Source organism: Roseomonas sp. E05 (genome assembly GCF_030063475.1).
GTDB lineage: Bacteria > Pseudomonadota > Alphaproteobacteria > Acetobacterales > Acetobacteraceae > Pseudoroseomonas.
The window spans coordinates 149326-174888 of the sequence record NZ_JASIRT010000001.1; the positions used below are offsets into that span (position 1 = coordinate 149326).

At 71.1% G+C, this 25563-nt stretch carries 28 protein-coding genes; 9 read left to right on the plus strand and 19 right to left on the minus strand.

All coding sequences use genetic code 11. The annotated features are described in order from the left end of the window. On the minus strand, window positions 1–1632 hold the full coding sequence (locus QMO56_RS00690) for a tetratricopeptide repeat protein (protein WP_283523094.1): 1632 nt from the start codon (window positions 1630–1632) through the stop codon (window positions 1–3). 20 nt (window positions 1633–1652) lie between these two features. Continuing rightward, window positions 1653–1937 carry a BolA family transcriptional regulator gene (locus QMO56_RS00695; protein ID WP_283523095.1) on the minus strand — a complete coding sequence of 95 codons (285 nt, stop codon included), beginning with the start codon at window positions 1935–1937 and terminating at the stop codon, window positions 1653–1655. Between the two features lie 96 nt (window positions 1938–2033). Between QMO56_RS00695 and QMO56_RS00700 the strand changes: the two genes are divergently transcribed. From QMO56_RS00700 to QMO56_RS00715, 4 genes are all read left to right on the plus strand, one after another. Beyond that, a complete protein-coding gene (locus QMO56_RS00700) occupies window positions 2034–2639 on the plus strand; it encodes a J domain-containing protein (RefSeq protein WP_283523096.1) in 606 nt (201 codons plus the stop codon). Window positions 2640–2726: 87 nt separating this feature from the next. Further along, window positions 2727–3734: a cobaltochelatase subunit CobS gene (gene cobS, locus QMO56_RS00705; protein ID WP_283523097.1), complete on the plus strand. Its 1008-nt coding sequence runs from the start codon at window positions 2727–2729 to the stop codon at window positions 3732–3734. Window positions 3735–3897: 163 nt separating this feature from the next. Further along, window positions 3898–5769 (plus strand): cobaltochelatase subunit CobT, encoded by a 1872-nt coding sequence (gene cobT / locus QMO56_RS00710; RefSeq protein WP_283523098.1) that lies wholly within the window; start codon window positions 3898–3900, stop codon window positions 5767–5769. Then, window positions 5766–6725, plus strand: a complete 960-nt coding sequence (locus QMO56_RS00715; protein WP_283523099.1) for an esterase-like activity of phytase family protein — start codon at window positions 5766–5768, stop codon at window positions 6723–6725. The genes cobT and QMO56_RS00715 overlap by 4 nt, the downstream gene beginning before the upstream one ends. Here the strand turns inward: QMO56_RS00715 and QMO56_RS00720 are convergent. The 4 genes from QMO56_RS00720 to QMO56_RS00735 form a co-directional block, all read right to left on the minus strand. Next, window positions 6712–7485: a sensor histidine kinase KdpD gene (locus tag QMO56_RS00720; protein WP_283523100.1), complete on the minus strand. Its 774-nt coding sequence runs from the start codon at window positions 7483–7485 to the stop codon at window positions 6712–6714. The two genes, QMO56_RS00715 and QMO56_RS00720, sit on opposite strands and share 14 nt — an antisense overlap. A gap of 107 nt (window positions 7486–7592) precedes the next feature. Next, a complete protein-coding gene (rpmB, locus tag QMO56_RS00725) occupies window positions 7593–7904 on the minus strand; it encodes a 50S ribosomal protein L28 (RefSeq protein ID WP_283523101.1) in 312 nt (103 codons plus the stop codon). A 258-nt stretch (window positions 7905–8162) separates the two neighbouring features. Then, on the minus strand, window positions 8163–8429 hold the full coding sequence (locus QMO56_RS00730) for a hypothetical protein (RefSeq protein WP_283523102.1): 267 nt from the start codon (window positions 8427–8429) through the stop codon (window positions 8163–8165). Window positions 8430–8501: 72 nt separating this feature from the next. Next, window positions 8502–10484, minus strand: a complete 1983-nt coding sequence (locus QMO56_RS00735) for an ABCB family ABC transporter ATP-binding protein/permease (RefSeq protein WP_408906490.1) — start codon at window positions 10482–10484, stop codon at window positions 8502–8504. A 41-nt stretch (window positions 10485–10525) separates the two neighbouring features. Here QMO56_RS00735 and QMO56_RS00740 point away from each other — a divergent pair, with 41 nt between their 5' ends. Continuing rightward, window positions 10526–11380, plus strand: a complete 855-nt coding sequence (locus tag QMO56_RS00740) for an NUDIX hydrolase family protein (RefSeq protein WP_283523104.1) — start codon at window positions 10526–10528, stop codon at window positions 11378–11380. Window positions 11381–11523: 143 nt separating this feature from the next. On the opposite strand, the gene QMO56_RS00745 is transcribed toward QMO56_RS00740, so the two are convergent. Next, on the minus strand, window positions 11524–12324 hold the full coding sequence (locus QMO56_RS00745) for a lipid-binding SYLF domain-containing protein (protein WP_283523106.1): 801 nt from the start codon (window positions 12322–12324) through the stop codon (window positions 11524–11526). A gap of 187 nt (window positions 12325–12511) precedes the next feature. Next, the gene (locus tag QMO56_RS00750) at window positions 12512–13144 is read right to left on the minus strand and encodes a histidine phosphatase family protein (RefSeq protein WP_283523107.1); all 633 of its coding nucleotides are present in this window, start codon (window positions 13142–13144) and stop codon (window positions 12512–12514) included. Between the two features lie 181 nt (window positions 13145–13325). Here QMO56_RS00750 and QMO56_RS00755 point away from each other — a divergent pair, with 181 nt between their 5' ends. Beyond that, complete coding sequence (locus tag QMO56_RS00755; protein WP_283523108.1) at window positions 13326–13679, plus strand: hypothetical protein; 354 nt, start codon at window positions 13326–13328, stop codon at window positions 13677–13679. Between the two features lie 5 nt (window positions 13680–13684). Here the strand turns inward: QMO56_RS00755 and QMO56_RS00760 are convergent, their stop codons facing one another. The 6 genes from QMO56_RS00760 to QMO56_RS00785 all read right to left on the minus strand — a co-directional run bounded on the left by QMO56_RS00760 (window position 13685) and on the right by QMO56_RS00785 (window position 19166). Next, entirely contained in the window at window positions 13685–14485 is an 801-nt protein-coding gene (locus tag QMO56_RS00760; protein WP_283523109.1) for an ABC transporter permease, read from the minus strand. After that, window positions 14482–15225: an ABC transporter ATP-binding protein gene (locus tag QMO56_RS00765; protein ID WP_283523110.1), complete on the minus strand. Its 744-nt coding sequence runs from the start codon at window positions 15223–15225 to the stop codon at window positions 14482–14484. The genes QMO56_RS00760 and QMO56_RS00765 overlap by 4 nt, the downstream gene beginning before the upstream one ends. Window positions 15226–15427: 202 nt before the next feature. Beyond that, complete coding sequence (locus tag QMO56_RS00770) at window positions 15428–16333, minus strand: amidohydrolase (protein ID WP_283523111.1); 906 nt, start codon at window positions 16331–16333, stop codon at window positions 15428–15430. After that, on the minus strand, window positions 16326–17606 hold the full coding sequence (locus QMO56_RS00775; protein ID WP_283523112.1) for an MFS transporter: 1281 nt from the start codon (window positions 17604–17606) through the stop codon (window positions 16326–16328). The genes QMO56_RS00770 and QMO56_RS00775 overlap by 8 nt, the downstream gene beginning before the upstream one ends. A 172-nt stretch (window positions 17607–17778) precedes the next feature. Continuing rightward, entirely contained in the window at window positions 17779–18630 is an 852-nt protein-coding gene (locus QMO56_RS00780) for a hypothetical protein (RefSeq protein WP_283523113.1), read from the minus strand. A 206-nt stretch (window positions 18631–18836) separates the two neighbouring features. Beyond that, the gene (locus QMO56_RS00785) at window positions 18837–19166 is read right to left on the minus strand and encodes a hypothetical protein (protein WP_283523114.1); all 330 of its coding nucleotides are present in this window, start codon (window positions 19164–19166) and stop codon (window positions 18837–18839) included. A 222-nt stretch (window positions 19167–19388) separates the two neighbouring features. Here QMO56_RS00785 and QMO56_RS00790 point away from each other — a divergent pair, with 222 nt between their 5' ends. From QMO56_RS00790 to pcaF, 3 genes are read left to right on the plus strand one after another with little or no spacing between them, the layout of a single operon-like run. Next, window positions 19389–20063, plus strand: coding sequence for a 3-oxoacid CoA-transferase subunit A (locus QMO56_RS00790; protein WP_283523115.1), 675 nt, complete (start codon window positions 19389–19391; stop codon window positions 20061–20063). A gap of 14 nt (window positions 20064–20077) precedes the next feature. Beyond that, the gene (locus QMO56_RS00795; protein WP_283523116.1) at window positions 20078–20740 is read left to right on the plus strand and encodes a 3-oxoacid CoA-transferase subunit B; all 663 of its coding nucleotides are present in this window, start codon (window positions 20078–20080) and stop codon (window positions 20738–20740) included. Beyond that, the gene (pcaF, locus tag QMO56_RS00800) at window positions 20740–21948 is read left to right on the plus strand and encodes a 3-oxoadipyl-CoA thiolase (RefSeq protein ID WP_283523117.1); all 1209 of its coding nucleotides are present in this window, start codon (window positions 20740–20742) and stop codon (window positions 21946–21948) included. Before QMO56_RS00795 ends, pcaF begins: the two co-directional genes overlap by 1 nt. Window positions 21949–22013: 65 nt before the next feature. Here the strand turns inward: pcaF and QMO56_RS00805 are convergent, their stop codons facing one another. The 5 genes from QMO56_RS00805 to pqqB all read right to left on the minus strand — a co-directional run bounded on the left by QMO56_RS00805 (window position 22014) and on the right by pqqB (window position 25561). Continuing rightward, complete coding sequence (locus QMO56_RS00805; protein ID WP_283523118.1) at window positions 22014–22475, minus strand: hypothetical protein; 462 nt, start codon at window positions 22473–22475, stop codon at window positions 22014–22016. Window positions 22476–22621: 146 nt separating this feature from the next. Further along, window positions 22622–23692, minus strand: a complete 1071-nt coding sequence (gene pqqE, locus QMO56_RS00810) for a pyrroloquinoline quinone biosynthesis protein PqqE (RefSeq protein WP_283523119.1) — start codon at window positions 23690–23692, stop codon at window positions 22622–22624. Beyond that, complete coding sequence (gene pqqD, locus QMO56_RS00815) at window positions 23689–23952, minus strand: pyrroloquinoline quinone biosynthesis peptide chaperone PqqD (RefSeq protein ID WP_283523120.1); 264 nt, start codon at window positions 23950–23952, stop codon at window positions 23689–23691. The genes pqqE and pqqD overlap by 4 nt, the downstream gene beginning before the upstream one ends. Beyond that, on the minus strand, window positions 23949–24680 hold the full coding sequence (gene pqqC, locus QMO56_RS00820) for a pyrroloquinoline-quinone synthase PqqC (protein ID WP_283523121.1): 732 nt from the start codon (window positions 24678–24680) through the stop codon (window positions 23949–23951). The genes pqqD and pqqC overlap by 4 nt, the downstream gene beginning before the upstream one ends. Further along, window positions 24674–25561 (minus strand): pyrroloquinoline quinone biosynthesis protein PqqB, encoded by an 888-nt coding sequence (gene pqqB, locus QMO56_RS00825; RefSeq protein WP_283523122.1) that lies wholly within the window; start codon window positions 25559–25561, stop codon window positions 24674–24676. The genes pqqC and pqqB overlap by 7 nt, the downstream gene beginning before the upstream one ends. Window positions 25562–25563: the final 2 nt, after the last annotated feature.

Genomic DNA, 25563 nt, shown 5'->3' on the forward strand with positions numbered 1-25563 from the left:
TCAGTCGTCGTCGCGGCTGAAAAAGGCGTGCAGCCAGCGCCGCATCGGCGAGGCCTGAACAGCCTCCTCCTCCGGCGTCACCTCATGGGGTGGGCCCAGCCGGCTGGCGATCGCCTGCACCTTCTCGTCCTGCGGCAGCAGCCGGGCCGCCTCGGCGGCGACGCGCCGCGCCTCCTCCAGCCGCCCGGTGCGCTCCAGCGCGCGGGCCAGGCCGATATGCGCGGCGCCGATCTCGGGCCCCGCAGCCAGCGCGTCGCGGAACACCGGCTCCGCCTCGGCCGGCTCGCCGACATAGAGCAGGAGCTGGCCCAGCCACAGGAAGGCGCCGATATCGGTCTCGCCCTCCGCGATCACCTGACGGGCCGCCGCGATGGCCTCGGTGCGGTCGCCGCGGGCGGCGAGGGTGTGGCTGAGGCCGAGCAGGGCCTGCCGGCTGGCGGGCTCCTTCTCCAGCACGGCGCGGAACTGCGCCTCCGCCTCGTTCACCTTGGCGGCATTGAGCAGCAGATGGCCGTAGTGCATCTGCAGGCCGAGGTCGCCCGGCACCGTCTTGACGCCGCGCTGGCAGAGATGCACCGCCTCCGGCAGCCGGCCCAGGTTGGCGAGCACCAGGCTCAGCCCCTGATAGACATGGCCGACATCCTGCCGCAGCGCCAGGGCGGCGCGGAACGGCTCCTCTGCCGCCTCGGACTCGTTCATGGCGAGCAGCGCGTGGCCGGCATTGGCCTGACTGACGAAGTCGCCGGGCCGCAGCGCCGCCTGCTGCAGCGCCAGCTCGCGCGCCACCTGCAGCCGGCCGGCCTGCCGCAGCTCGTTCATCCGCTGCGGCAGCAGATGGCCGATATCCTGCTCCAGCACGATGGGCGGCAGGCCAAGCTCCAGCGCGCGCTGCCACAGCCGGTTGGCCATCGCCACATGCCCGTGGCGGAAGGCGGCATTGCCGGCGTGGCGGAACCAGTGCGGGCTGGTGTGGCGCCGGCCGCGCATGAGCTGGGTCAGCCCCACCAGGTCACGCGCCTGGATGTGCTGCAGCACCTGCGCCAGGAAGGCGCTGTCCACCAGCAGCCAGATCGAGGCGTGATCCATGAAGGGGGTGCGCAGCCAGTGCACACTGGCCTCGGACACCAGCCGCTCGGCGTGGCCGCGATCCTCCGGCATGTAGGGATCGGCCAGCAGCACGCTGAACTGCCCGGCCTCGCCGGCGCGGACCGGCATGCCGGGGTGCTGCTCGGGCCGGTAGTAGCGGTGGAAGCGGGTGTCCCAGGGCACGTCGGCGGGGGCGATGGAGCTTTGCGGGCAGACCGCGAAGGCGAAGGCGGCGCCGAGCCGCGCCGCGTGCTTCAGCGCCGCATAGCCGCCCATGCTGTAGCCATAGGTGATGGCCGGCCCCCGCAGCGCCGCGCGCACGGCGGGCGCCGCCGCGGCGACGGAGGCCGTCGGGTACCAGTTCTCTCGCCGCGCCACGAAGCCGATGGCGTTGACGCCGAGCTTGGCCGCCACCTCCTCGCCCCAGATCCGCGTCTCCTGCGGGCGGAAGGTGAGGTCGGCAAAGGTGATGAGGGTGGGGGAACCCTTGGCGGGGTGATGCACCACCACCAAATGTTCGTCCTCATACAGGATCGCGTGCTTCATTGTCGTGCGGGCTGCCTGGTTCAGGCTGCGCTGGCCGCCTCGTCGGGCGTGAGCAGCCGCAGCGAGAGCGCGTGTAGCCCGGAGCTGAACTCGCCCGCCAGTGCCGCATGCACGGCGCGCGAGCGTGCCACGCGGCTCTGGCCGGCGAAGGCGGGGCTGATCACCTGCACGGCATAGTGCGTCTCGCCGCCCGGTGCCGCCCCCGCATGGCCGGCATGACGATGGCTCTCATCCAGGATGGCGACCTCCGCCGGGGCGAAGGCCGAAATCAGGACATTCCGCATGCGTTCCGCGCGTATCGACATGCAAGGAGGTTTTCCATGTCGCTGGCAGCCTGCCAAGCGAAAGGTTTGGCATCTGGCGGCTTGCGGCCCCCGCGATCCGCGCCCATAAACCGACAAATGGCCCGTCGCGGCGACCGTCTCCGATCCGACAGCACCTCCCCCAGCCAGCCGTGCGACGCGCCCGGCTGCGAGGCCGCGGGAGAATTCCGCGCACCGCGCGACCGCTCGCGGCTGCGTGACTACTATCATTTCTGCCTTGAGCATGTCCGCGCCTACAATCAGGCCTGGGACTACTACAAGGGCATGAGCACCGACGAGATCGAGCAGAATCTCCGGGAAGACAGTGGCTGGCAGCGGCCGACCTGGCCGCTCGGCCGGCTTGGCAACACCAAGCTCAATCCCGAGATCTTCCGCGATCCGCTCGGCCTCTTCGGCCAGGCACCGCCGACCCCGCGCAAGAGCGCCAAGGAGGCGCCGCCCGAGCTGCGCGCCGCACTTGACGTGATGGGGCTGGGCTGGCCGCTGGAGGAAGACGCGCTGCGCGCCCGTTACAAGGAGCTGGCCAAGCGCTACCATCCGGATTCGAACGGCGGCGACAAGTCCGCCGAGGACCGTCTGAAGGATATCAACCGCGCCTACAGTCTGCTGCGCAAGCGGCTGGCCGTCATGGCGGCGGAGCACGCCCCGGCGAAGCCTTCCGCCTCCTCCAGCCGGGCCGCTTGAGCCTCGCCCGCTTGAGCCCCCACTTGAGCCTGATGGGGCAGCCTTCAGACTTACCGCGACACGAGTGCCGACAGCAGAGAGAGCCCGATGAGCAAGGTCGCTACCCTTACCGAACCCCGCAGCACCAGCGCCATTGACCTGCCCGACATCACAGTGAACGCGCGCGAGGTGTTCGGCATCGACAGCGATCTGGAGGTGCCCGCCTTCTCGGTCCGCACCGAGCACGTGCCCGAGGCCGACGACACCTACAAGTTCGACCGCGACACCACCCTCGCCATCCTGGCCGGCTTCGCCTTCAACCGCCGCGTCATGGTCCAGGGCTATCACGGCACCGGCAAGTCCACCCATATCGAGCAGGTGGCGGCGCGGCTGAACTGGCCCTGCATCCGCATCAACCTGGACAGCCACATCAGCCGCATCGACCTGATCGGCAAGGACGCCATCGTCCTGAAGGACGGCAAGCAGGTCACGGAGTTCCGCGAGGGAATCCTCCCCTGGGCGCTGCAGCACCCCTGCGCGCTGGTCTTCGACGAGTACGACGCCGGCCGGCCGGACGTGATGTTCGTCATCCAGCGCGTGCTGGAGGTCGAGGGCAAGCTGACGCTGCTGGACCAGAACCGCGTGATCCGCCCGCACCCGGCCTTCCGCCTCTTCGCCACGGCGAATACCGTCGGCCTGGGCGACACCACCGGCCTCTACCACGGCACCCAGCAGATCAATCAGGGCCAGATGGATCGCTGGAACATCGTGGCCACGCTGAACTACCTGCCGCATGCGCAGGAGAGCAGCATCGTCGCCGCCAAGCTTGGCATCGACCCGAAGGACGCCGCGGCGAAGAAGCGGATCGAGGCCATGGTGGCGCTGGCCGACCTGACCCGCGCCGGCTTCATCGCGGGCGACATCTCCACCGTCATGTCGCCGCGCACGGTCATCACCTGGGCGGAGAACGCGCGCATCTTCGGCGATGTCGGCTTCGCCTTCCGCCTCTCCTTCCTCAACAAGTGCGACGAGGCGGAGCGCTCGACGGTGGCCGAGTACTACCAGCGCTGCTTCAACGAGGAAGTGCCGACCGGCCTGATGGTCCGGAAGGCCTGAGACCTTGGCCAGGGGAGGCGCCGCCTCCCCTGGACCCCTCCGCCGGGGTGGCCGTGCCACCCCGGACCCCGCCATAAGCTGACGGCGGGGTCCGGGGAGACACTGTCTCCCCGGCGGGGGCATGGGGGCAGCGCCCCCATTCTTTCGCGGGGAGCCGGAGCGGATGAGCGGCAACAAGGACCAGACGCGCCAGGAAGAGTTCAAGCGGGCCACCGCCGGGACGCTGCGCGCCATTGCGCGCAATGCCGAGGTGCAGGTGGCCTACCAGCCCGGCCCCTCCGGCCTGGCCGGCAAGCGCGCCCGCCTGCCGATGCCGACCCGCGCCCTGCCGCCGGCCGAGATGGCGCGGCTGCGCGGCGCCGCGGATTCCATCGCGCTGCGCCTGCGCCACCATGACGAGGCCGCCCATGCCGCCCGCACCCCCGCCCGCCGCGAGGCCAAGGAGGTGTTCGACGCGCTGGAGCAGGCCCGCGTCGAGGTGGTGGGCAGCGCGCATATGCCCGGCGTGGCCGCCAATCTGGAGGCCCGCCTCGCCGAGACCTGCGAGGCCGAGGGCTATGATCGCATGACCCGCAAGGACCAGCTGCCGCTCCCCGCGGCGCTCTCCCTGCTGGCGCGCGAGCGGCTCTCCGGCCAGCCCGCCCCCGCCGCCGCGCAGCGCGTGCTGGACCTCTGGCGTGACTCCCTTGGCGAGAAGGCCGAGGCCGCCCTGCTCGAGATGGCCGAGACCCAGGCCGACCAGGATCGCTTCGCCCGCGCGGCCCGCAAGCTGCTTTCCGCCCTCGACCTCGCCGAGGCCGAGGTGGAGGCCGAGGCGGAGGAGGATGAGGCCGGCGACGAGGGCACCGAGACCAGCAGCCAGCAGGACAACTCGGCGGAGGGCGAGGCGCAGTCGCGCGAGTCCGACCAGACGCTGGGCGCCCAGCCCGAGAGCATGCAGGGCGAGGCCGCCGAGGACGAGGGCGAGGGCCAGGAGGAGGAGGAGGGCGTCGCCGCCGAGGGCGAGGACCGCCCGGGCGGCCCGCAGCAGCGCCGCGAGGTGCCGCCGGCCGACGATTCCAGCCTCTATCGCGCCTTCACCAAGCAGTTCGACGAGGAGATCCTCGCCGAGGACCTTTGCGACGCCGAGGAGCTGACGCGCCTGCGCCAGCAACTCGACCAGCAGCTTTCCCATCTGCAGGGCGTCGTCTCCAAGCTGGCCAACCGGCTGCAGCGCCGCCTGCTGGCGCAGCAGCAGCGCGCCTGGGAGTTCGACCTGGAGGAAGGCACGCTCGATGCCGCGCGCCTGGCCCGCATCGTCGTCAACCCGCTGCTCTCGCTCTCCTACAAGCGCGAGCGGGAGGCGGATTTCCGCGACACCGTCGTCACCCTGCTGATCGACAACTCGGGCTCCATGCGCGGGCGCCCGATCTCGGTGGCCGCCATGTGCTCCGACATCCTGGCGCGCACGCTGGAGCGCTGCTCGGTGAAGGTCGAGATCCTCGGCTTCACCACCCGCGCCTGGAAGGGCGGCCAGAGCCGCGAGCGCTGGGTGCAGGAGGGCAAGCCGCGCAACCCCGGCCGCCTGAACGACCTGCGCCACGTCATCTACAAGCCCGCCGACGCGCCCTGGCGCCGCGCCCGCAAGAACCTGGGCCTGATGCTGCGCGAGGGGCTGCTGAAGGAGAACATCGACGGCGAGGCGCTGGAATGGGCGTACCGCCGCCTGATGGCACGCCCGGAGCGGCGGCGCATCCTCATGGTGATCTCCGACGGCGCGCCGGTGGATGACAGCACGCTCTCGGTGAATCCCGGCAACTACCTGGAGCGCCACCTGCGCAAGGTGATCCATGACATCGAGCAGCGCGACCTGGTGGAGCTGATCGCCATCGGCATCGGCCATGACGTCACCCGCTACTACCGCCGCGCCGTGACGATCGTGGATGCCGAGGAGCTGGGCGGCACCATGATGAAGAAGCTCGCCGAGCTGTTCGACGAAGACGCCGCTGCCGCCTTCCAGCGCGCCGCCACGGAACGGGCGCCGCTGGTGGCGTGATCGGCTCCCGCCGGCGCGCCCTGCTGGCGGGCGGGCTGGCGCTGGCGGGGCTGGGCGCCTGCGCCGCGCTGCGCTTCGGCACCGATCCCGCCCTGCCGCAGCCCCCCCTTTCCCTGCCGCCCGATGCCGGGCTGGAGTCGCGGGGCGGCCTGCTGCTCAACCGTCATGCCATCGGCTTCGGCGGCCTCTCCGGGCTGCATATCGCCGACGACCTGACGCTGACGGCCATCAGCGATCTCGGCTACTGGCTGCAGGCCCGGCTGGTGCTGGATGCCACGGCGCAGCCCCGGACGCTGGAGGCCATCCGCACCGGCCGGCTGCGCAGCGGCTTCGTCCTTCCTCCCCCGGCGCCGCTGCGGCGCGACGCGGAGTCGCTGGCGCGGCTGCCGGACGGCACCTGGCTCGTCGGCTTCGAGCGCTGGCACCATATCTGCCTCTACCGCCGGCTGGACGAGCCCTGCGAAGTGCTGGCCGCGCCGCCGCCCGGCCTCAGCCAGGCCCCCGTCAACGGAGGGCTGGAGAGCCTGACCGTGCTGCCCGACGGACGCTGGCTGGCGATCACCGAGGGGCTGCTCGCCGGCGCGGGGCCGCTGCGGCGCGGCTGGATCGGGGAGCCGGGCCGCTGGACGCCGTTGCGCTACCGCCCCTCCCCCGGCTTCGTCCCGACCGACCTCTGCGCGCTGCCCGAGGGCGGCGCCCTGGTGGTGGAGCGGCGCTTCAAGCTCCGGGAAGGCGGGTTCAGCGGGCGGCTGCTGCGCATCCCGGCGGCGCAGCTCGCCCATCCGGCGCCGGAGAACGTCCTGGAGCCGGAGCCGCTGCTGCTGGACCTGCCGCATGAGAACTGGGAGGGCGTCTCCTGCTTCCGCCATGCCGGCCGCCTCTGGGTGGCCCTCATGGCGGACGACAACGAGATGTTCTTTCAGCGCGGCCTGCTGCTGCTGTTCACGCTGCGCTAGACGTCGGCGCAGCCTCCAGCAGCCGGCGCCGCGGCAGGGTCAGCCAGGTGCGGGCGCCGATGCCCTTCACCGCCTCCACCGTCAGCTCGCCATCATGCGCGTGCAGCAGTTGCCGGGCCACCATCAGCCCCAGCCCGAGGCCGCGCGTGCCAGTGCTGGCGCCGGTGAGGTCCTCGGCGGCCAGCCCCGCTCCTTCGTCCTCCACGACGATGGCCACGGTCTCGTCGGCACGGACCAGCCGCAGCTCGATCGGATCGCCGTTCCGGGTATGGCGGACGGCGCGCGTGAGCACCTGGGCCAGGGCGCCGCGCAGCGCACGGCGGTCGGCCAGGATGGTGACCATGTGCAGTTCGGGCGCCACGCACCAGTGCCGCCGGCTTGGCGACAGCGCCAGCGTCACCTGCTCCAGCGCCTCCTGCAGCACGGAGCCAAGCTGCAGCGCCTCTTCCTTCAGCACGCGCGGCCCGGCCGCCAGGGCGGCAGCGTCATGCACGTCGGCGGCCAGGCACAGCACGGCGCGGCCATGCCCCTCCACCCCGCTGGCGGGCATGGCCGCCGCCTGGCCCATCATGGTGAGGCCGAGGGACTGGAGCTCGGAGGCGAAGAGGTCGAGCTGCCGGTTGCGGGCGGCCAGTTCCACCGCCAGCCCGGCGGCGCGGCGCTCCGCCCGCCGCCGGCGCGAGCAGGCCAGCAGGCAGAAGATGAGCCCCGCCGCAGTACAGGCGTTCGTCAGCGCAAGAAGGAGCATGGAGTTTGCCATGCGCTCATGCTGCGCGACGGAGCTTATCCAGACGTAAAAAACGCGCCGTGCAAAGCACGACGCGTCTCATTTTTTACAATCCTGCCCGCTTGGCGCGGGCGGGCAGTTCAGGCAGCCACCGCTGCCGCCGCGGCCCGCTTCGCCTGGGCCTTCCGGATGCGGCGCTTCAGAACCAGCGCCTCTTCCGGAAGCTTCCGGTCGGCCGTGCCGAGCAGGAAGGAGTCGAGCCCGCCATTGTGCTCCACGGTGCGGATGCCGTTGGTGGAGAGGCGGATCTGCACGGAGGTGCCGAGCACGTCGGAGAAGAACGAGGTCTCCTGCAGGTTCGGGAGGAACCGGCGACGCGTCTTGTTGTTGGCGTGGCTGACGTTGTTGCCCGTCAACACGCCCTTGCCGGTGATGCCGCAACGGCGAGCCATGGTGCTACCCTTCAAGATGGAACCGGGGCCGCGGCAGCGACCGCACACCCAGAGTGAAAATCAGACGGGGCGTATGGCCCGCCATCCGGCGAGAGTCAAGGATTCCCCCCCCCCGCACGGAAAAGGTCGGGGGAATGAATTCCCCCGAACCCCCATCTTCCTTTTGTCAGTTTTGGTGTTGCGCCCGCCGCCAGGGCGGGAAACTCGAAGACAGAAGAAGGGGGTCTGGGGGAATTCATCTCCCCCAGCCTTGCTTCCTCAGAGCCCCTCGCGGTCCGAGGCCGGACCGTGCCGCATCTCGCGCAGCTCGCCGGCTTCGACCGACATCAGCGCGCTGCGCAGCACATTGGCGATGGCGCGGTCCTCCATGCTGCGGGCCATCAGCCCCAGCGCACCGCCGAGCAGGGCGGAGGCGACCGAGATCGGCGCGATCTTCTGCTCGATCATGTACTCGATGGCCTTGTCCACCACGGAACCCGCGTGGCTGAGATCTTCCGGGGCCACCCCCTGCGGATCGAGTTGCATCTGGTGCCCTCCTGCTACGGTTCGGTCACATAGTCACGCCGGCGACCCGGCGAAAGGCCCCCGGCGCACGGATCAGTCGCGCGGGTCATGCGCGGGTTGGCGCCGGCCCTCATCCGCCGCCACGCCGGCGGCGATGGCGGCCTGCGCCGCCGCCGCGGCGGCCTCGGCAGCGGCCACCGCCTCGGACTGCCGCCGCCACATCTGGGCATAGAGCCCGTCCTGCGCCAGCAGCACGCTGTGATTGCCGCGCTCGGCCACCTGGCCCTCCTGCAGCACCAGGATCTCGTCCGCCTCCACCACGGTGGAAAGGCGGTGCGCGATCACCAGCGTGGTGCGCCCGGCCGAGACGCCGCGCAGCGCCGCCTGGATCTCCTGCTCGGTGCGGGTGTCGAGCGCGCTGGTCGCCTCGTCCAGGATCAGCACGCGCGGGTCCTTCAGGATGGTCCGCGCGATCGCCACGCGCTGCTTCTCGCCGCCCGAGAGCTTCAGCCCGCGCTCGCCCACCCGCGTGTCGTAGCCCTCCGGCAGCCGCATCACGAAGTCATGCACCTGGGCCAGCTTCGCCGCCTCGACAACCTCGGCTTCCGAGGCATCCGGGCGGCCATAGGCGATGTTGTAGCGGATGGTGTCGTTGAACAGCACGGTATCCTGCGGCACCACGCCGATGGCGGCGCGCAGGCTGGCCTGGGTCACCTGCCGGATGTCCTGCCCGTCGAGCAGGATGCGGCCGGACTGCACGTCGTAGAAGCGGAACAGCAGGCGGGAGATGGTGGACTTGCCGGCCCCCGTCGGCCCGACGATGGCCAGCGTCCGCCCCGCCGGCACCTCGAAGGAGACGCCCTTCAGGATGGTGCGGTTGGGCCGGTAGCCGAAGCGGACATCCTGGAAGGCCAGCGCGCCCGGACCGGCGGCGAGCGGCTTCGCATCCGGCGCGTCGGCCACTTCCTGATGCTCACGCATCAGGGTGAACATGGCCTCCATGTCCACCAGGCCCTGCTTCATCTCGCGATAGACGAAACCCAGGAAGTTCAGCGGCAGATAGAGCTGGATGAGATAGGTGTTCACCAGCACGAAGTCGCCCACCGTCATGCGCCCGTCGGAGACGCCATAGGCCGCCATCAGCATCACTGCCGTCAGGCCGATGGCGATGATCGCCGACTGCCCCATGTTGAGGTAGTTCAGCGTCACCTCGGAGCGGGTATAGGCGTGCTCGTAGCGCGCCAGGGTGGAATCGTAGCGCCGCTCCTCGTGGCCCTCATTGCCGAAATACTTGACCGTCTCGTAGTTCAGCAGGCTGTCGATGGCCTTGGTGTTGGCCTCCTGGTCCATCGCGTTCATCGCGCGGCGGAAGCGCAGGCGCCAGTCGGTGAAGATCAGCGTGAAGGCGATGTAGAGGCCGATGGTCAGCAGCGTCACCGCGGCGAAGGAGATGTTGAACATTCCCCACAGGATGCCGGCCACCAGCAGGATCTCGATCAGCGTGGGGATGATGTTGAACAGCATGAAGTCGAGGACGAAGTTGATCCCCCGCGTGCCGCGCTCGATGACGCGGGACATGCCGCCGGTCTGCCGGTCCAGGTGGAAGCGCAGCGAGAGGGTGTGCAGGTGGCGGAACACCTGCAGCGCGATCACCCGGCCCGCCCGCGCCTGCACGCGGGTGAAGACCGCGTCGCGCAGCTCGCCGAACCAGGCGCTGGTGACGCGCAACAGGCCGTAGCCCAGCACCAGCGCCACCGGCGCCGTCATCAGCGCCGCCGCGCCCTCCTGCGGCCCAAGGGCATCCACGGCGCGCGCATAGGCGATCGGCACCAGCACGTTGGCCCCCTTGGCCAGCACCATGAAGATCAGGGCGATGACGACGCGGATGCGCAACCCGGTTTCGCCGCGCGGCCAGAGATAGGGGGCGAGCGTCAGCAGGGTCTGGAAATGGCCGCGCTGGCGAGGCGGCGCGGCTGGATCGGAAGCGGGGGGCAAGAGGCGTCTCTCCACAGGGTCACCGGTTAGATGACGGCGGCGGCCCCGGCTGACAACGCGGCGGGTGGCAAAAGCCCGCATCGGCCATTGCCGGCCGCGCGGCGCGGCGGCAAGAAAAGGGCATGAAGGACCTCGCCCGCCACATCGCCGCCTGCAACAACGTCCCCTCCCCCGCCGGGCTGGTGCCGTTCCGCATCGGGGCGGAGCAGGTCGGCTGGCTCGGCCCGGAACTGGCCCGCTGGCTGGCCTTCCGCCCGCGCGACTTCCATTTCGACGGCCAGGGCGTTTCGCTCCCTGCCGGGCTGCGTGGCGCGGCGGCGCGCGAGCGGGTGCTGGCCGATGCGGCGAAGGGGCTGGAGAAAGCCGGTTTCCTGACGTTGCGGGACGAGCTGTTCGACGTGCGCGCGACGCCGGAAGGCGCCGTGCTGGCCCGGCTGGACCGGGCTGCCATCCCGCCCTTCGGCATCATCTCCCAGGGGGCGCATCTGAACGGGCTGGTGCGCCGGGCGGATGGGCTGCACATCTGGCTGGGCAAGCGGGCGCGGGACAAGGCGGTGGCGCCCGGCCAATGGGACAACATGGTGGCCGGCGGCTGCCCCGCCGGGCTGACGCCGCAGGAGACGCTGATCAAGGAAGGCAGCGAGGAGGCCGGCCTGCCGCCCGAGCTGGCCGGGCAGGCGCGGCCGGCGGGGCGCGTTTCCTACATCATGCGGAACGACGAGGGGCTGCGGCGTGACGTGCTGCACGTCTTCGACCTGGAACTGCCCGAGGACTTCACCCCCGTTCCGCATGACGACGAGGTGGAGCATTTCGAACTCTGGCCGGCGCAGCGCGTGCTGGAGGCGGTGCGTGACGGCGAGGACTTCAAGTTCAACGTGAACCTGGTTCTGATCGACCTGTTTCTGCGCGAAGGGCTGGTCGACGCTGCCAGCACCGAGGGCCGACGGCTGCGCGCCGGGCTGGCGGCGGGGGTATAGGGGTGGGGCTCCTCTCCCGGCCGACGCCCGGAGGAACGCTGCCTCCACATTCCTTCGGCCCAGCAAGTCGGGGTCCGGGGTGGTTCAACCACCCCGGCGGGGGTCCAGGGGGCAGCGCCCCCTGGCTTCAACGTCCCCTGGCTTCAGCGCAGCGGCTCGGCCTGCACTCCGCCGCCCGGCGGTGGCTGGTAGCCCTGCTGGGGCGCATAGCTCTGCTGCGGCGCCGCCTGGGGGTTGGGTGAGCCGAAGCGCATCAGCACCGCGCGCAGCGGGTCGGCGCCCGGATTGTGCGCGGCCATGTCCACCACGATCTGTCGCGCGCCGTAGCTCTGGCCGTAGTAGGCGCGGTTCCAGTCGCTGCGGCCGCTCAGCAGCGAGCCGTCCAGTGCGATGCCGGCGAAGAGGCCACGCGTCTTGGCGAAGGTGACGATGTCGGCGCCCACCGCCGCCGTGGTGGAGCCGGCAATGCCGCCGCCGATGGTCGCCACCGCGATGGAGGCGTCGGCGCCGATCTTGAACTGGCTGTCCATCAGGGCGGAGAGGCCCTTGTCGGTCAGGATCACCATCATGACCATGGCGTCCTGCACGCCGATCTGGAAGCCGATGCTGCCGCTGCCCATGCCGTAGAAGGCCGGCGAGGACCAGGAGCCGGCACCGTCCCGCGCCAGCAGCACGCAGGAGCCGCCCTGGCCGCCGAAGATGAAGCCGGCGCGGAACACGCGGGGGCAGATCATCACCGCGCGCGCCCGGCGCAGCAGGGTGATGGCGTCGTTGAAATGCGCGGCGTTGGCGCCGCCGGCGGCGCCGAGCATCTCCTGCATGGCCAGGGTGGAGCGATCCACCAGGGCCTGCTGCTCGACCTGGGCCACGGCAGGGCGCGCGGTGGCGACCGCGCCCAGGGCTGCCGTGGCGAAGAGCATCGCAGCGAAGATGAATTGCCGCATGAGGGTCCTCCGCCAAGCCTTTGCGAAGGAATGACCTCATGGCCGCGCCCTGGCAAGCCCAACTTGCGGGGAGTTCGCCCGGACAGCGCCAGCGATGCCGCCCGATGCCGCGGCTTTTCCGTGGCTTCCGCGCCCCCGCCGGGCCGGAAAAAAGCCCGGCCGCGCGGCGCGCCTCCCCGCCCCGGCTTCAGGCGCTGCTGGCCGAGGGCGGCTCCTCGTTGATCGAGGCGACGCGCCAGTGGCCATCATGATTCTCCAGCCGCGTCAGCGACAGGTTCTTCACCGAGAGCTGGAAGGCCTGGTGCGGATCGAGCTTCAGGGCATGGGCCACGGCCGCGCGGATGGAGCCACCATGCGCCACGATCACCAGGTTCTCCCCGGCCCGCTGCTCGGCCATCTCGTCCAGCGTGGGGCCGATGCGGCCGATCACGTCCTCCAGGCTCTCGCCGCCAGGCGGGCGCTCGAAGGCACCATGCGGCCAGAAGGGATGCGGCGGGTCCCGCAGCAGTTCGGTCAAGGTCTCGTAGCTGACACCCTGCCATTCGCCGAGATGCTGCTCGGCGAAGCGCGGCTCCACCGCCATCTCCGGCTCCGGGTAGCCGGCCGCGACGATCGCGGCGGCGGTCGAGCGGGTGCGGCTGAGCGGCGTGTGGAACCAGCGTGCCTCGCGGGGCAGCCGCTGGGCCAGCCAGCGATAGGCGGCGGTCTCCTGCGTCATGGCCATGGCACAGACGGCGACATCCATGTCGCCATACATCATCACGCGCGCCGAAGGCTCGACGATAGCGTGGCGGATCAGGAAAAAACGGGTCGGGTTCACCCGGACTGCTGTAGCGCCTTTCCGGCCGGAGCGAAATTCTCCGGGTGCAGCCGACGATTTTCACGCTTTGTTCAAGGCGCCCGGCCGATGCTGCCGACCGCGCGGCGGAACCTGCCTCCCGGCCGGCCGCGCGTGGTTGTCCCTCGCACTGCCCCAGGATGGGGCGCAGGAAAGCCCGAGCATGCCGTCCGCCTACGCCCTGCCTTCCGAGAGCGCCGCCCCTCCCCCCTGGATCGGCGATGCGCAGGGGCTGCTGGAATTCGCCAGCCGCCTCGCCTTCTCCACACGCCTGCCGGAATGGCGGGAGGCCCCCGCGCCTGAGACGCTGCTGCGGCTGGCGGCCGATGTCGCCCTGCAGCTCAGGCTGCACGAACCGCACGGCATCGGCCTCGATCATGGCGCCCCTGTCTTCGAGCCCGCCCTGCAGGCGGCGGAGGAGCTGCCCCCTCCCGCCGCGCAGGAGGATGTCGCGCTGGCCCTGGCGCTGGCCCTGCGGCGCAGCGCCCCCGACCCGGACGCCATCTGGTACGGCTGAGCGGCCTATTCGCCGATGCTGAGCAGGGCGCCGCTGCGCCGGGCCGCCTCGAACTGCCCGAGGAAGACCCGGCCCAGCAGCGCCAGCCAGAGCAGGTCCAGCACGAAGGCGGCGCCGAGATGCCAGAGGTCGACCCGGCCCTGCAGCAGCGCCGCCCGCATTCCCTCGAAGACATGCGCCGCGGGGATCGCCTGCGCCACCCATTGCAGCGCCGCCGGCAGGGTGCTGAGCGGGTAGAACACGCAGGCGAAGGGCGTCAGGCCGAACAGCACCGACCAGGCCAGCGGCTCCGCCCCCGCGCCGTGGCGCAGGATCATCGCGGTGACGCCGAGCGCCACCGCCCAGCCCATCATCATCAGCGCCGCGAAGAACAGCACCACCACCGGGCCAAGCGCGAACAGGCCGAAGCCATAGAGCAGCCAGGCCAGCCCGACCGCCGGCAGCACGCCGACCAGCATGCGCAGCGTCGCCATCACCACCAGCCCGGCGACCAGTTCGCCCGGCCGCAGCGGGCTGACGAAGATATGGCCGAGATTGCGGCTCCAGATCTCCTCCAGGAAGGTGATGGCGAAGCCCATCTGGCTGCGCAGCGCCACCTCCCAGAGCAGCACGCCGCCGAGCAGCACGCCCGCCGCCACGCTGGCGGTGTTCTGCTGCACCCCCGCCAGGTAGGCGGTGACGAAGCCCCAGACCAGCATCTGCAGCACCGGCCAGTACATCAGCTCCAGCAGCCGCGGCCAGGAGCGGCGGTAGAGCGCGAGGTGCCGGTAGACCAGCCCCCAGATGCGCCGCAGCGAGGCCCTCATGCGCCTACCCTCCGATCCCGCGCGATGTCGAGGAACACGTCCTCCAGATTGTCCCGCCCGAAGCGGGACACCAGTTCGGCCGGGGCCCCCTCGGCCACCAGCCGGCCGCGCTTCATCATCAGCACATGGCCGCAGAGCCGCTCCACCTCGGCCATGTTGTGGCTGGCCAGCAGGATGGCGCAGCCGCTTTCCTCGCGGTAGCGCTCCAGCCAGGAGCGCACCCAGTCGCCGGTGTCGGGGTCGAGGCTGGCGGTGGGCTCGTCCAGCAGCAGCAGGTCCGGGCGGTTCACCAGCGCCTTGGCCAGCGCCACCCGCGTCTTCTGCCCGGCCGAGAGCTGGCCGGCGGGGCGGTTCAGGATATCCTCCAGCTGCAGGGCCTCGGCCAACTCGGCGATGCGCGCCTCGGCCTGCGGCACGTCGTAGAGATGGGCGTAGACGCGCAGGTTCTCCGCCACCGTCAGGCGCTGCGGCAGCGCCACATAGGGCGAGGAGAAGTTCATCCGCGCCAGCGCGGCGAAGCGGTCCCGCGCCATGTCGTGGCCCAGCACCCGCACCCGGCCCTCAGTGGGCACCAGGATGCCGAGCAGCATGGCGATGGTGGTGCTCTTGCCCGCGCCGTTGCCGCCCAGGAGCCCCCAGGTGGCGCCGCGCGGCAGGGTGAAGCTCAGCGAATCCACGGCGGTGGTCTCGCCGTAGCGCTTGGTCAGGCCCTCGGCCTGGATCGCCGCATCGGGGGTCATGCCGCAGGATTAGGGGGCGGCGGGCCGTTTGCCCAGAAGGCAGGAAGGCAAGTTGGGGGAGATGAACTCCCCCGAACCCCCTCCTTCTTCTGTTCGTTTCCGGCTCCGCCGATGGCGCGGGCGCTCTCCGCAAGAACCGGGAACGGACAGAAAGAAGAAGAGGGGGCCCGGGGGAGAATTCATTCTCCCCCGGTGCTTGCCCTCAGCCCGCGACGGGCGGGAAGCCGTAGAGCCGCGCCGGGTTCTCCACCAGCACGCGGTGGCGGGTGGCTTCATCGGGCGCCCAGTCGGCCAGCAGGTCGAGCAGATCGCCGACATTCGGCATCGCGCCCCAGTTCGCCACATGCGGCCAGTCCGAGCCCCAGACGCAGCGGTCCGGCGCCGCCGCCAGCAGCGCGCGCGCCAGGGGTGTGGCCTCCGCATAGGCGGGTGCCGCGTCGCTGAGCCGGTAGGCGCCGGAGAGCTTCACCCAGGCGCCGTCCCGCACCATGCCGAGCAGCGTCTGGAAGCCAGGGTGGCCCACGCCTTCGGCGGCGGGGAAATGCCCCATGTGGTCCACCACGAAGGGCACCGGCAGGCGCGCGAAGCGCGGCGCCAGTTGCGGCAGCTCCCGCGCATCGAGCAGGAACTGCAGGTGCCAGCCGTATTCGCGGCAGAGGGCGCCGTAGGATTCGAGATCGTCCATGCTGACGCCGCCGCCGAACAGCACATTCACGCGCAGGCCGGCAACGCCCGCCTCCTTCAGCGCGCGGTACTCGCTGTCAGGGCGGCCGAGCGCGACCACCGCAACGCCGCGCAGCCGCTGCGGGTCGGCACGCAGCGTCTGCACCATCAGCCGGTTGTCGGTGCCGTGCACACTGACCTGCACCAGCACGCCATAGGTCATGCCGGTGGCGTCCAGCATGGCGAGATAGGCCTCGGGCGGCGCGGCGGGCGGCGTGTAGCTGCGGTTCGGCACCAGCGGCCAGTCCGGCGGCAGGCCGATGACATGCGCATGCGTGTCCACCGCGCCCGCCGGCACGGCGAAGCGGCTGGGGCCGTGCGGCTTGGGGTCGGGGGCCGGGCAGAGCGCGCTGGCGTCGCGGGGGCCGACGGAGGGATCAGTCATTGGCGTCGAGCACCCTTCCACGGGTTTCCGGCAGCAGCAGCGCCGCCAGGAGCATGAGGCCATAGGCCAGGATGGCGAAGATGGCGATCGCGGTGGCCAGCGACATCGAGGCCGAGAGATAGCCGACCAGCGTGGGGAACAGCGCGCCGATGCCGCGGCCGAAATTATAGGCGAAGCCCTGGCCGGAGCCGCGCAGCCGCGTCGGGAACAGCTCGGTGAAGAAGGCACCCAGGCCGGAGAAATAGGCCGAGGCACAGAAGCCGAGCGGGAAGCCCAGCACCAGCATCACGCTGTCCGAGATGGGCAGCTCCGTATAGGCCAGCACCAGCAGCGAGGCGAGGATGGCGAAGGAGATGAACAGCTTCCGCCGGCCGATCCGGTCGGCCAGCCAGGCGCCGACGATATAGCCGGTGAAGCTGCCGACGATCAGCACCGCGAGGTAGCTGGTCGAGTTCAGCACCGTGAGGCCACGGTCCACGCGCAGATAGGTCGGCAGCCAGGTGGTGACGGCGTAGTAGCCGCCCTGCGCGCCGGTGCCGAGCATGGCGGCGAGGATGGTGGTGCGGAGGATGCCGGGCGAGAAGATCTCCCAGATGCTGGGATGATCGCCGGAGGTGTTCGCGCGCGCGCGCGCCGCGACATCCGGCTCCTTCACATGCCGGCGGAGGAAGAAGACCAGCAGCGCCGGCACCGCGCCAAGCGCGAACATGATGCGCCAGGCGGTTTCCGGCGGCGCGAGGCTGAAGGTGACGGCCTGCAGCAGCACCGCGACACCCCAGCCGAAGGCCCAGCCGGACTGCACCGAGCCCACGGCGCGGCCGCGGTAGTTCGCGCGGATGGTCTCGCCGATCAGGATCGCGCCCGCCGCCCATTCGCCGCCGAAGCCGAGGCCGAGCAGCGCGCGCAGGATGATGAGCTGCGTGAAATCCTGAGCGAAGGCGCAGAGCAGCGTGAAGACCGAGAACCAGATGATGGTGATCTGCAGCGTGCGCACCCGGCCGAGCCGGTCCGAGATGTAGCCCGCGATCCAGCCGCCCACCGCGGAGAAGAGCAGCGTCACCGTCACGGCAAGGCCGGCCATGCCGCGATCCACCTGCCAGAGCGCGATGATCGTGCCGATCACCAGCGGGTAGATCATGAAATCCATCGCATCGAGCGCCCAGCCGAAGAAGCAGGCCCAGAAGGTCTTGCGCTCGGGCGGCGTCATGCCGCGGAAGAAGCCCGCGAGGCTGGTATCGTCGGGCGGCTGCGACCCTGTAGCGGTGGCAGACATAGCCATTCCCCCTTTGCTGCGTTTCCACGGGCTTAGCACCGCCGTCAGCCAGCGCACAGGGAGCGGCAGCTTCACGGTTGCGCGGCAGCGCGAAGCGTCGGGCCACCCTCAAACGGCGACGGGGAGGGCCAAGGCCCTCCCCGTCCGGAACCGCACCGGAAGCGCCTTGCCGTCAGGCGATCACGGGATCGTAGGCGCCGGTGCGGCCTTCGAAGATCCCGTGCTGGACCCAGTGGAGCGCAAGCTGCTCCTCCGTCATCAGCCCGCCCGCCGCGAGATCCGGGTTCTGTGCGGAATAAGCCGCCTCGTTGAAGAGGTCGGTCTGCCGGCCTTCCTGAAAGCCGAACTGCGCGAAGTGCTGCGCGCCGGCGGCGTCCACGGCGGCCGCGTCGCCCGCATTGCCGTAGCCGTTGATCAGGTCGACATAGCTGGCGATGTAGGCCACGCCGTCGAAGTCCGTCGTGCGGCCTTCCGCGCGGCCATGCGTCAGGTAGTGCAGCGCCGGCCCGTTCTCCACGGAGAGGCCATACATCGAGCTGCCGATCAGGTCGGTATTGGCGGCGACGTAGTTGTACTCGTCGAAGGTGACGCTCCGGCCCTCATACGCTCCGTGCAGGTAGAAATGGGCCCAGGCCCCTTCTTCGTTGATGCTGAAGGGCAAGCCGAGTTGCGTTGCGCCGTAGGCTTCGGCGAGGTCGGGGTATGAGGCAAGGTAGGCGTAGCTGGAAAACTCAGGCACGTCGCTGAGGTCGCGCGTGCCGCTGATGTCGGTCCGCACGGCCTCGACGTCGAGCAACTGGTCGACACCCTCGGGGCCGCGGATGATGGCTTCGTTGTCGTGGCGGAAGAGCTGGTAGTCGCCCAGGCTGCCGGACAGCAGGATGGTGTCGCGGCTGTCACCGCCCTCGATCCGGTCGTTGCCGGGCCCCGGGGCAATCAGGTCGGTGCCTCCGCGCGCCTCGACGAAGTCGTCTCCGCTGAGAGAATAGATGATGTCGTCCGCGCGGTCGTCAGGCGCGACCATACGGTCAGCAACTTCGGAACCCACGATCACCGCCATTGGCGCTTCTCCTTCTTTCTTGGCTGTGTGCCTGGCCGGAAAACAGATGAACCCGCCTGAACGTTCCCCACCACCAGATCACGAATTCCAAATTGTTCTTCATCCGCAAAGAAACTTCGAAACTGCAGGAGTAGGGAACCGCGTCTTCGTGGGGCCATCCGGGGCTGTTCTCACGTGCCGCCGGGCAGCAGCACGGACGAGCGGCGGGCGCGTCCCGCGGGCGCCTCGGGCGCCGCCTTGGCGCGGGTCGGGCGCTTCAGGCTGCTGCTGCCGCGGATCGCCGCCACGGCGGCCCGCCGCTTGGCACCCGGCACGGCCGGGGCTTGGCGGGAGGCGGCCTTGGCCTTCTCGGACTGCGCGATCAGCTTCTCCCGCACCGCCATGCTGGCATGGCGGAAGGCGGCCTTGCGGTTCACCTCGGGAACGGCCTCCAGCGCCGCCAGGATGGCCTTCACCAGGGTCCGCGTGCCACGCGGCGGGGTGGATGGAGGGGATGCCATGTCGGGGTGCTCTCCATGCGATGGCCGGGCCCGGCCGGAAAGCCAGGCGGCGCGCCGCTCCGGCGCCCGCCGAGGTAACGCCCCAGCCCTGGCGCTGTTGCGGCGCCCGCCATTGCGGCCCCCGCCCCGCACGACCTACTGTGGCGCCCTGCCTCCGGGAGCCATCCAGGGGAGGCGCATGCAAATGACGGAGGAACCCATGCCCGAGCAGGGACAGGCGGCATGATCAACAAGATCGTCCGGGATATGGCGGAGGCCATGCAGGGCATTGCCGACGGCTCCACCGTGCTGGTGGGCGGCTTCGGCTCGGTCGGCCAGCCGGACGCGCTGATCGAGGGGCTGATCGAGCAGGGCGCCACGGATCTGACGGTGGTCGCCAACAATGCCGGCACCGGCCGCGTCGGCCTGGCCAAGCTGATGGAACTGGGCCGGGTCCGCAAGATCATCTGCTCCTTCCCCCGCTCGGCCGGCTCGGTGGTCTTCGAGGAACTGTACAAGGCCGGCAAGCTGGAGCTGGAGATCGTGCCGCAGGGCACGCTCGCCGAGCGGATGCGCGCCGCCGGCGCCGGCGTCCCGGCCTTCTACACGCCGACCGGCTACGGCACCCTGCTGACCGAGGGCAAGCCGACCGCCGAGTTCGACGGCACCCCCTGCGTGCTGGAGAAGGCCCTCCCGGGCGATGTGGCGCTGATCCAGGCGCACCATGCCGACCGCTGGGGCAACCTCACCTATCGCCGCAGCGGCCGCAACTTCAACCCGGTGATGGCCATGGCCGCCAAGCTCGCCATTGCCCAGGTGGACGAGGTGGAGCCGCTCGGCACGCTGGACCCGGAGGCCGTCGTGACGCCGGGCATCTTCGTGAGCCGCGTCATCCGCGTGCCGCTGGCCGCGGGCTGAAGGAGGACATCCGCATGAGCGAGACGAGCTTCACCCCGCTGTCGCGCAAGGACATGGCGCGCCGCGTGGCGCAGGACATCCCCGAGGGCTGGTACGTCAATCTCGGCATTGGCATCCCCACCATGGTGGCCGACTACGTGCCGCTGGAGCGCGAGGTGGTGTTCCATTCCGAGAACGGCGTGCTGGGCATGGGCCCCGCCCCCGGACCGGACGACGCCGACCCCTGGCTGATCAATGCCGGCAAGCAGCTGGTGACGCTGCGGCGCGGCGGCGCCTATGTCCACCACGCCGACAGCTTCGCGATGATCCGCGGCGGCCATCTGGACCTCTGCGTGCTCGGTGCCTTCGAGGTGGCGGAGAACGGCGACATCGCTAACTGGGCGACCTCGGCCAATGACACCGCCCCCGCCGTCGGCGGCGCGATGGACCTCGCCGCCGGCGCCAAGCGCCTCTGGGTGGTGATGGAGCATGTCACCAAGGACGGCCGCCCGCGGCTGGTGGAGTCCTGCTCCTATCCGCTGACGGCGATGCGCTCGGTGCGCCGCATCTACACCAACATGGCGGTGATCGACGTCACCCCGCGCGGCTTCGAGGTGGTCGAGATGGCCCCTGGCCTCGGCTTCGATGAGCTCCAGGCGAAGACCGGCGCCAGGCTGCGCATGGCGGAGCCCGCCTGATGCGCGACGCCTTCATCTGCGACGCCGCCCGCACGCCGATCGGCCGCTATGCCGGCGCCCTCGCCGCCGTCCGCGCCGACGACCTCGCGGCGGTGCCGATCCGCGCCCTGATGGCCCGCCACCCCCGGCTCGACTGGGGCGCGCTGGACGACGTCATCCTCGGCTGCGCCAACCAGGCCGGCGAGGACAACCGCAACGTCGCCCGCATGGCCGCGCTGCTCGCCGGCCTGCCGGACGGCATCCCCGGCGCCACGGTGAACCGCCTCTGCGGCTCCGGCATGGACGCCACCGGCATCGCCGCCCGCGCCATCAAGTCCGGCGAGGCCGAGCTGATGCTGGCCGGCGGCGTCGAGAGCATGACCCGCGCGCCCTTCGTCATGGGCAAGAGCGCGGAGGCCTTCGGCCGCAAGGCCGAGATCTTCGACACCACCATCGGCTGGCGCTTCGTCAACCCGCTGATGAAGGCGCAGTACGGCGTCGATTCGATGCCCGAGACGGCGGAGAACGTCGCCGCCGACTTCCAGATCTCGCGCGCCGACCAGGACGCCTTCGCCTGGCGCTCGCAGCAGCGCGCGCAGCAGGCGATGGAGAACGGCCGCTTCGCTGAGGAGATCGTCCCCGTCGAGATCCGCCGCCGCAAGGGCGACCCGATCATCGTCACGCAGGACGAGCACCCGCGCCCGGAGACCACGCTGGAAGCCCTCGGCCGCCTGCCCACCCCCTTCCGCAAGGAGGGCGGCAGCGTCACCGCCGGCAATGCCTCCGGCGTCAATGACGGCGCCTGCGCCATCATCCTGGCCAGCGAGGAAGCCGCGGCGCGCCACGGCCTGACACCGCGCGCCCGGGTGCTGGCCACCGCCACCGCCGGCGTGCCGCCGCGCATCATGGGCTTCGGCCCGGCGCCGGCCACCCGCAAGGTGCTGGACAAGGCCGGCCTCAGCCTCGACGACATCGACGTCATCGAACTGAACGAGGCCTTCGCCGCCCAGGCCCTCGCCGTGACCCGCGACCTCGGCCTGCCCGACGACGCCGAGCACGTGAACCCGAACGGCGGCGCCATCGCCCTCGGTCACCCGCTCGGCATGTCGGGCGCCCGACTGGTGCAAACGGCCGTGGCCGAGCTGCATCACCGGGAGGCGCGCTACGCCCTTGTCACGATGTGCATCGGCGTCGGGCAGGGCATCGCCATGGTGCTGGAACGGGTCTGATCAGGCCCAGCCGGGGTCAGGGAGGGCGCCGCCCTCCCTGCAGCCCTCCCGCCGGGGTGACAGTGTCACCCCGGACCCCGCCGTTCGGAAGCATGACCCGCCCAGCATAGCAGGGCTGCGGCCAGGCCGGCCGCCGCCGCGTCCTCCGTCAGGGCGCGTGCCCAGTCGGCGCCGGAGCGCGTCGTCGCTCCCCGCGCCGCGCGGCCCAGCAGGGTGCCCAGCACGGCGCCCGCGGCCCCGGGCAAGGCGCCCTCCAGCAGCGGGCGATCCCGCCCGGCCAGCGCCACGCCGCCAAGGGCGCCGATGGCGAGGCGGCCCAGGAAGGAGGGCACGATCCGGCGGTCAGGCGCGAAGGGCATCTTGTCGCCCGCCATCTCGGCCAGCGCCGCCGCCGTGGCGATGGCCCGCCCCCCGGTGCCGGCCGGAATCCAGCCGGATCGCGTTTGCCCGCGCGCGGCAGCCCAGCTCAGCGCGGCGCCAGCCGTCATGCTGCGCATCCCGGCCACGAGGCCGATGCCAAACGCCAACCAATGACCCTTCATCCTCTCTCTCCCTCGCTCCGTCCCGCCTGAACGCGCGCGGCGAAGGGCCGTGCAGGCTCAGGCCACTGATGGCGGGATCTGGGGGGACACTGTCCCCCCAGCGGGGTTCCAGGGGCGGCGCCCCTGGCCTTTCACCGCCGCCAGGCGAGCACCTCACCCGACGGTTCCACGATGGCCGCAGCCACCGCCGCATGATCCGGTGAAAGCGCGCAGACCGGATCGGTGCGCGCCGCATCCCCGGTCAGTGCCAGGGCCTGGCAGCGGCAGCCGCCCCAGTCGATCTCGCGGCGGTCGCAACTCCGGCAGGGCTCAGGCATCCAGCCGGTGCCGCGGAAGCGGTTGAAGGCCTGGGAACCGTACCAGATGTCGGAAAGGCTATGTTCCGTGACGCGCTCGAAGCGCATTCCCGGGATGGTCTCGGCGGCGTGGCAGGGCAGCACGACGCCGCTGGGCGAGACGTTGAGGAAGCGCCGCCCCCAGCCGCCCATGCAGGCCTTGGGGCGGGTGGCGTGATAGTCGGGCGCCACGAAGTCGATCACCATGCGGCCTTCCAGCCTTTGCCGGGCCTGGGCGACGATGCGGCGGGACTCCTCCACCTGTGCCGGCGCCGGCATCAGCGCCGCACGGTTGCGCAGCGCCCAGCCGTGATATTGTGTGTGCGCGATCTCCAGCCGACCGGCGCCAAGCTGCTCGGCAAGCGCGATCATCTCCGCCACCGCGTCCAGGTTGCCCCGGTGCAGCACAGCATTGAGGGTGAGCGCCAGCCCGGCCTCGCGCACCTGCCCGGCGAGGGCGAGCTTGCGGGCATGGGCGCCCTGGAAATGCGCGATGCGGTCGGCGGCCTCGGCCTCGGCGTGCTGGATGCTGAGCTGGACATGGTTCAGCCCCGCCGCCGCCAGGGCGTCCAGCCGTGCGCGGTCCAGCAGCACGCCCGAGGTGATGAGGTTCGTATAGAGCCCCTCCTCCGCCGCCGTGGCGAGGATTTCCTCGAGATCGCGCCGCGCGGCGGGCTCGCCGCCGGAGAGGTGGAGTTGCAGCACGCCGAGCGCCGCCGCCTCGCGCATCACCCGCTGCCAGGTGGCGGTGTCCAGCTCGCCGGCGCGCTTCTCCAGCGCCACGGGGTTGGAGCAATAGGGGCAGCCGAGCGGGCAGCGGTGCGTCAGCTCCGCCAGGAGGCCGATCGGCGGCGGGATGGCGCTCACAACCGCACCAGTCCCTTGCGCTGCAGGTCTTCCAGCGCCTCCCGCACATCGGCGGCGATCTCCGCCACCGGCGCCTCGTATTCCCGCGCCAGCGCGGTGGCGATCTCGTCGATGCCGGTGCGGCCGTCCAGGCGGCTGAGGATGGCATGGGCGATCTCGTCCAGCACGACGACCCGCTCAGGCGCCAGCAGCACCCACTGGCCGCGCGCCGCGTCGTGCCGCAGGCGCACCTGCGGGGCGAGGCTGGGCACCGCGCTCATTCCGGGCGGAAGCCGCCCGGCGGGATCAGCCCGGGCGCGACATAGGCGTGGTGCAGTGCGTCGAGCTGCGCCCAGAGCACGTCGCATTTGAAGCGCAGCGCCTCGAGCACCTGCTCCTGCTGCTCCGGGGTGCGCGCCTCGCGCTTGACGAAGTCCAGCGCGAAGTCGGAATCGCGCGGCGCCTGTTCCAGCCGATGGCTGAAATACTGCAGCGTCCGCGGGCTGATGAAGTCGTAGTGCCGCAGCATGCCCTCCACCCGCTCGGAGATGATGTTCGGCGAGAACAGCTCGGTCAGCGAGGAGGCGACGGCCTGCAGCAGCGGCATGTCGCGGACGTAGCGGACATAGGCGTCCACGGCGAAGCGGGTGGCCGGCAGGATGCCGCGCCCGGCCTCGACATCGGCGCGGTCGAGGCCGAGTCCGTCGGTCAGCACCAGCCAGCGGGCGATGCCGCCGGCACCGGGCTCCGTGCCGTCATGGTCCTCCAGGCGGCGGCGCCATTCGCGGCGCAGCGCCGGGTCCTCCACGCGGGACATGAAGGCGGCGTCCTTCAGCGGGATGCGGCTCTGGTAGTAGTAGCGGTTCAGCGCCCAGGCCTGCACCTGGCCGCGGTTGAGCTGCCCGTCATGCAGCAGGCGATGGAAGGGGTGCAGGTTGTGGTAGCGCTCGGCGCCGATCCGGCGCAGCGCGGCTTCGAGTTCGTCGGGCGAAAGCAGGCGGCTCACCATGTCAGTTCCAGGCCATCCTCGGCCACCTCCCAGCCGGCGGCCTCGGCATGCTGCCGCGCCTCCGAGCCGTCCATCAGCAGCGGGTTGGTGTTGTTGATGTGCACGAGCACCCGGCGCTCCACGCCGAGCCATGCCAACGCGGCCAGCGAGCCATCGGTGCCGGAGAGCGGCTGGTGGCCCATGCGGCGCCCGGTCTTCTCGCCGACGCCGGCCTCGCACAACTCGTCATCGGTCCAGACGGTGCCGTCGAAGAGCAGCAGCGCCGCGCCCTCGATCCGGCTGCGCAGTTCCGGCGTCACCTGATGGCAGCCGGGGATGTAGTAGGCGCGCCGCCCCTCGGGGCTGGTGAGTTCGACGGCCACCGTATCCTCCGCCGCCCCCGCCTCGTGCTCCAGGTAGAGCGGCGCCTTGCCGGGCACGGCGAAGAGGCGCAGCCGCAGGCCGGGCAGGCTCCATTCCTCCTCCAGATGCAGGGCCTCGCGGCGGACATGGCGCCGGTCCAGCGCGCCGAAGATGCTGTTGCGGTCCAGGACACGCAGCACGCGCGGCGTGGCGCGCAGGGCCAGCGGCTGGCGCTCACGGAGCGACAGCAGGCCGCCCACGTGATCCACCTCCCCGCTGGTCAGCAGCACCGCCATGATGGGGCTGTCGCGCGGGCCGCGGCGGGGGTGCAGGGCGGGCGTCGCGGCGATCTGCCGCAAGATGTCCGGCGAGGCATTGATCAGCAGCCATTCGCCATTCGCCAGTTCCACCGCGAGGGAGGACTGGGTGCGCGGCCGCAGGCGCGGATCACCCTCCCGGACGAGGCGGCAGTTGCCACATGCGCAGTTCCATTGCGGGAATCCGCCACCTGCCGCCGCTCCCAGGACGATGAACCGCATCC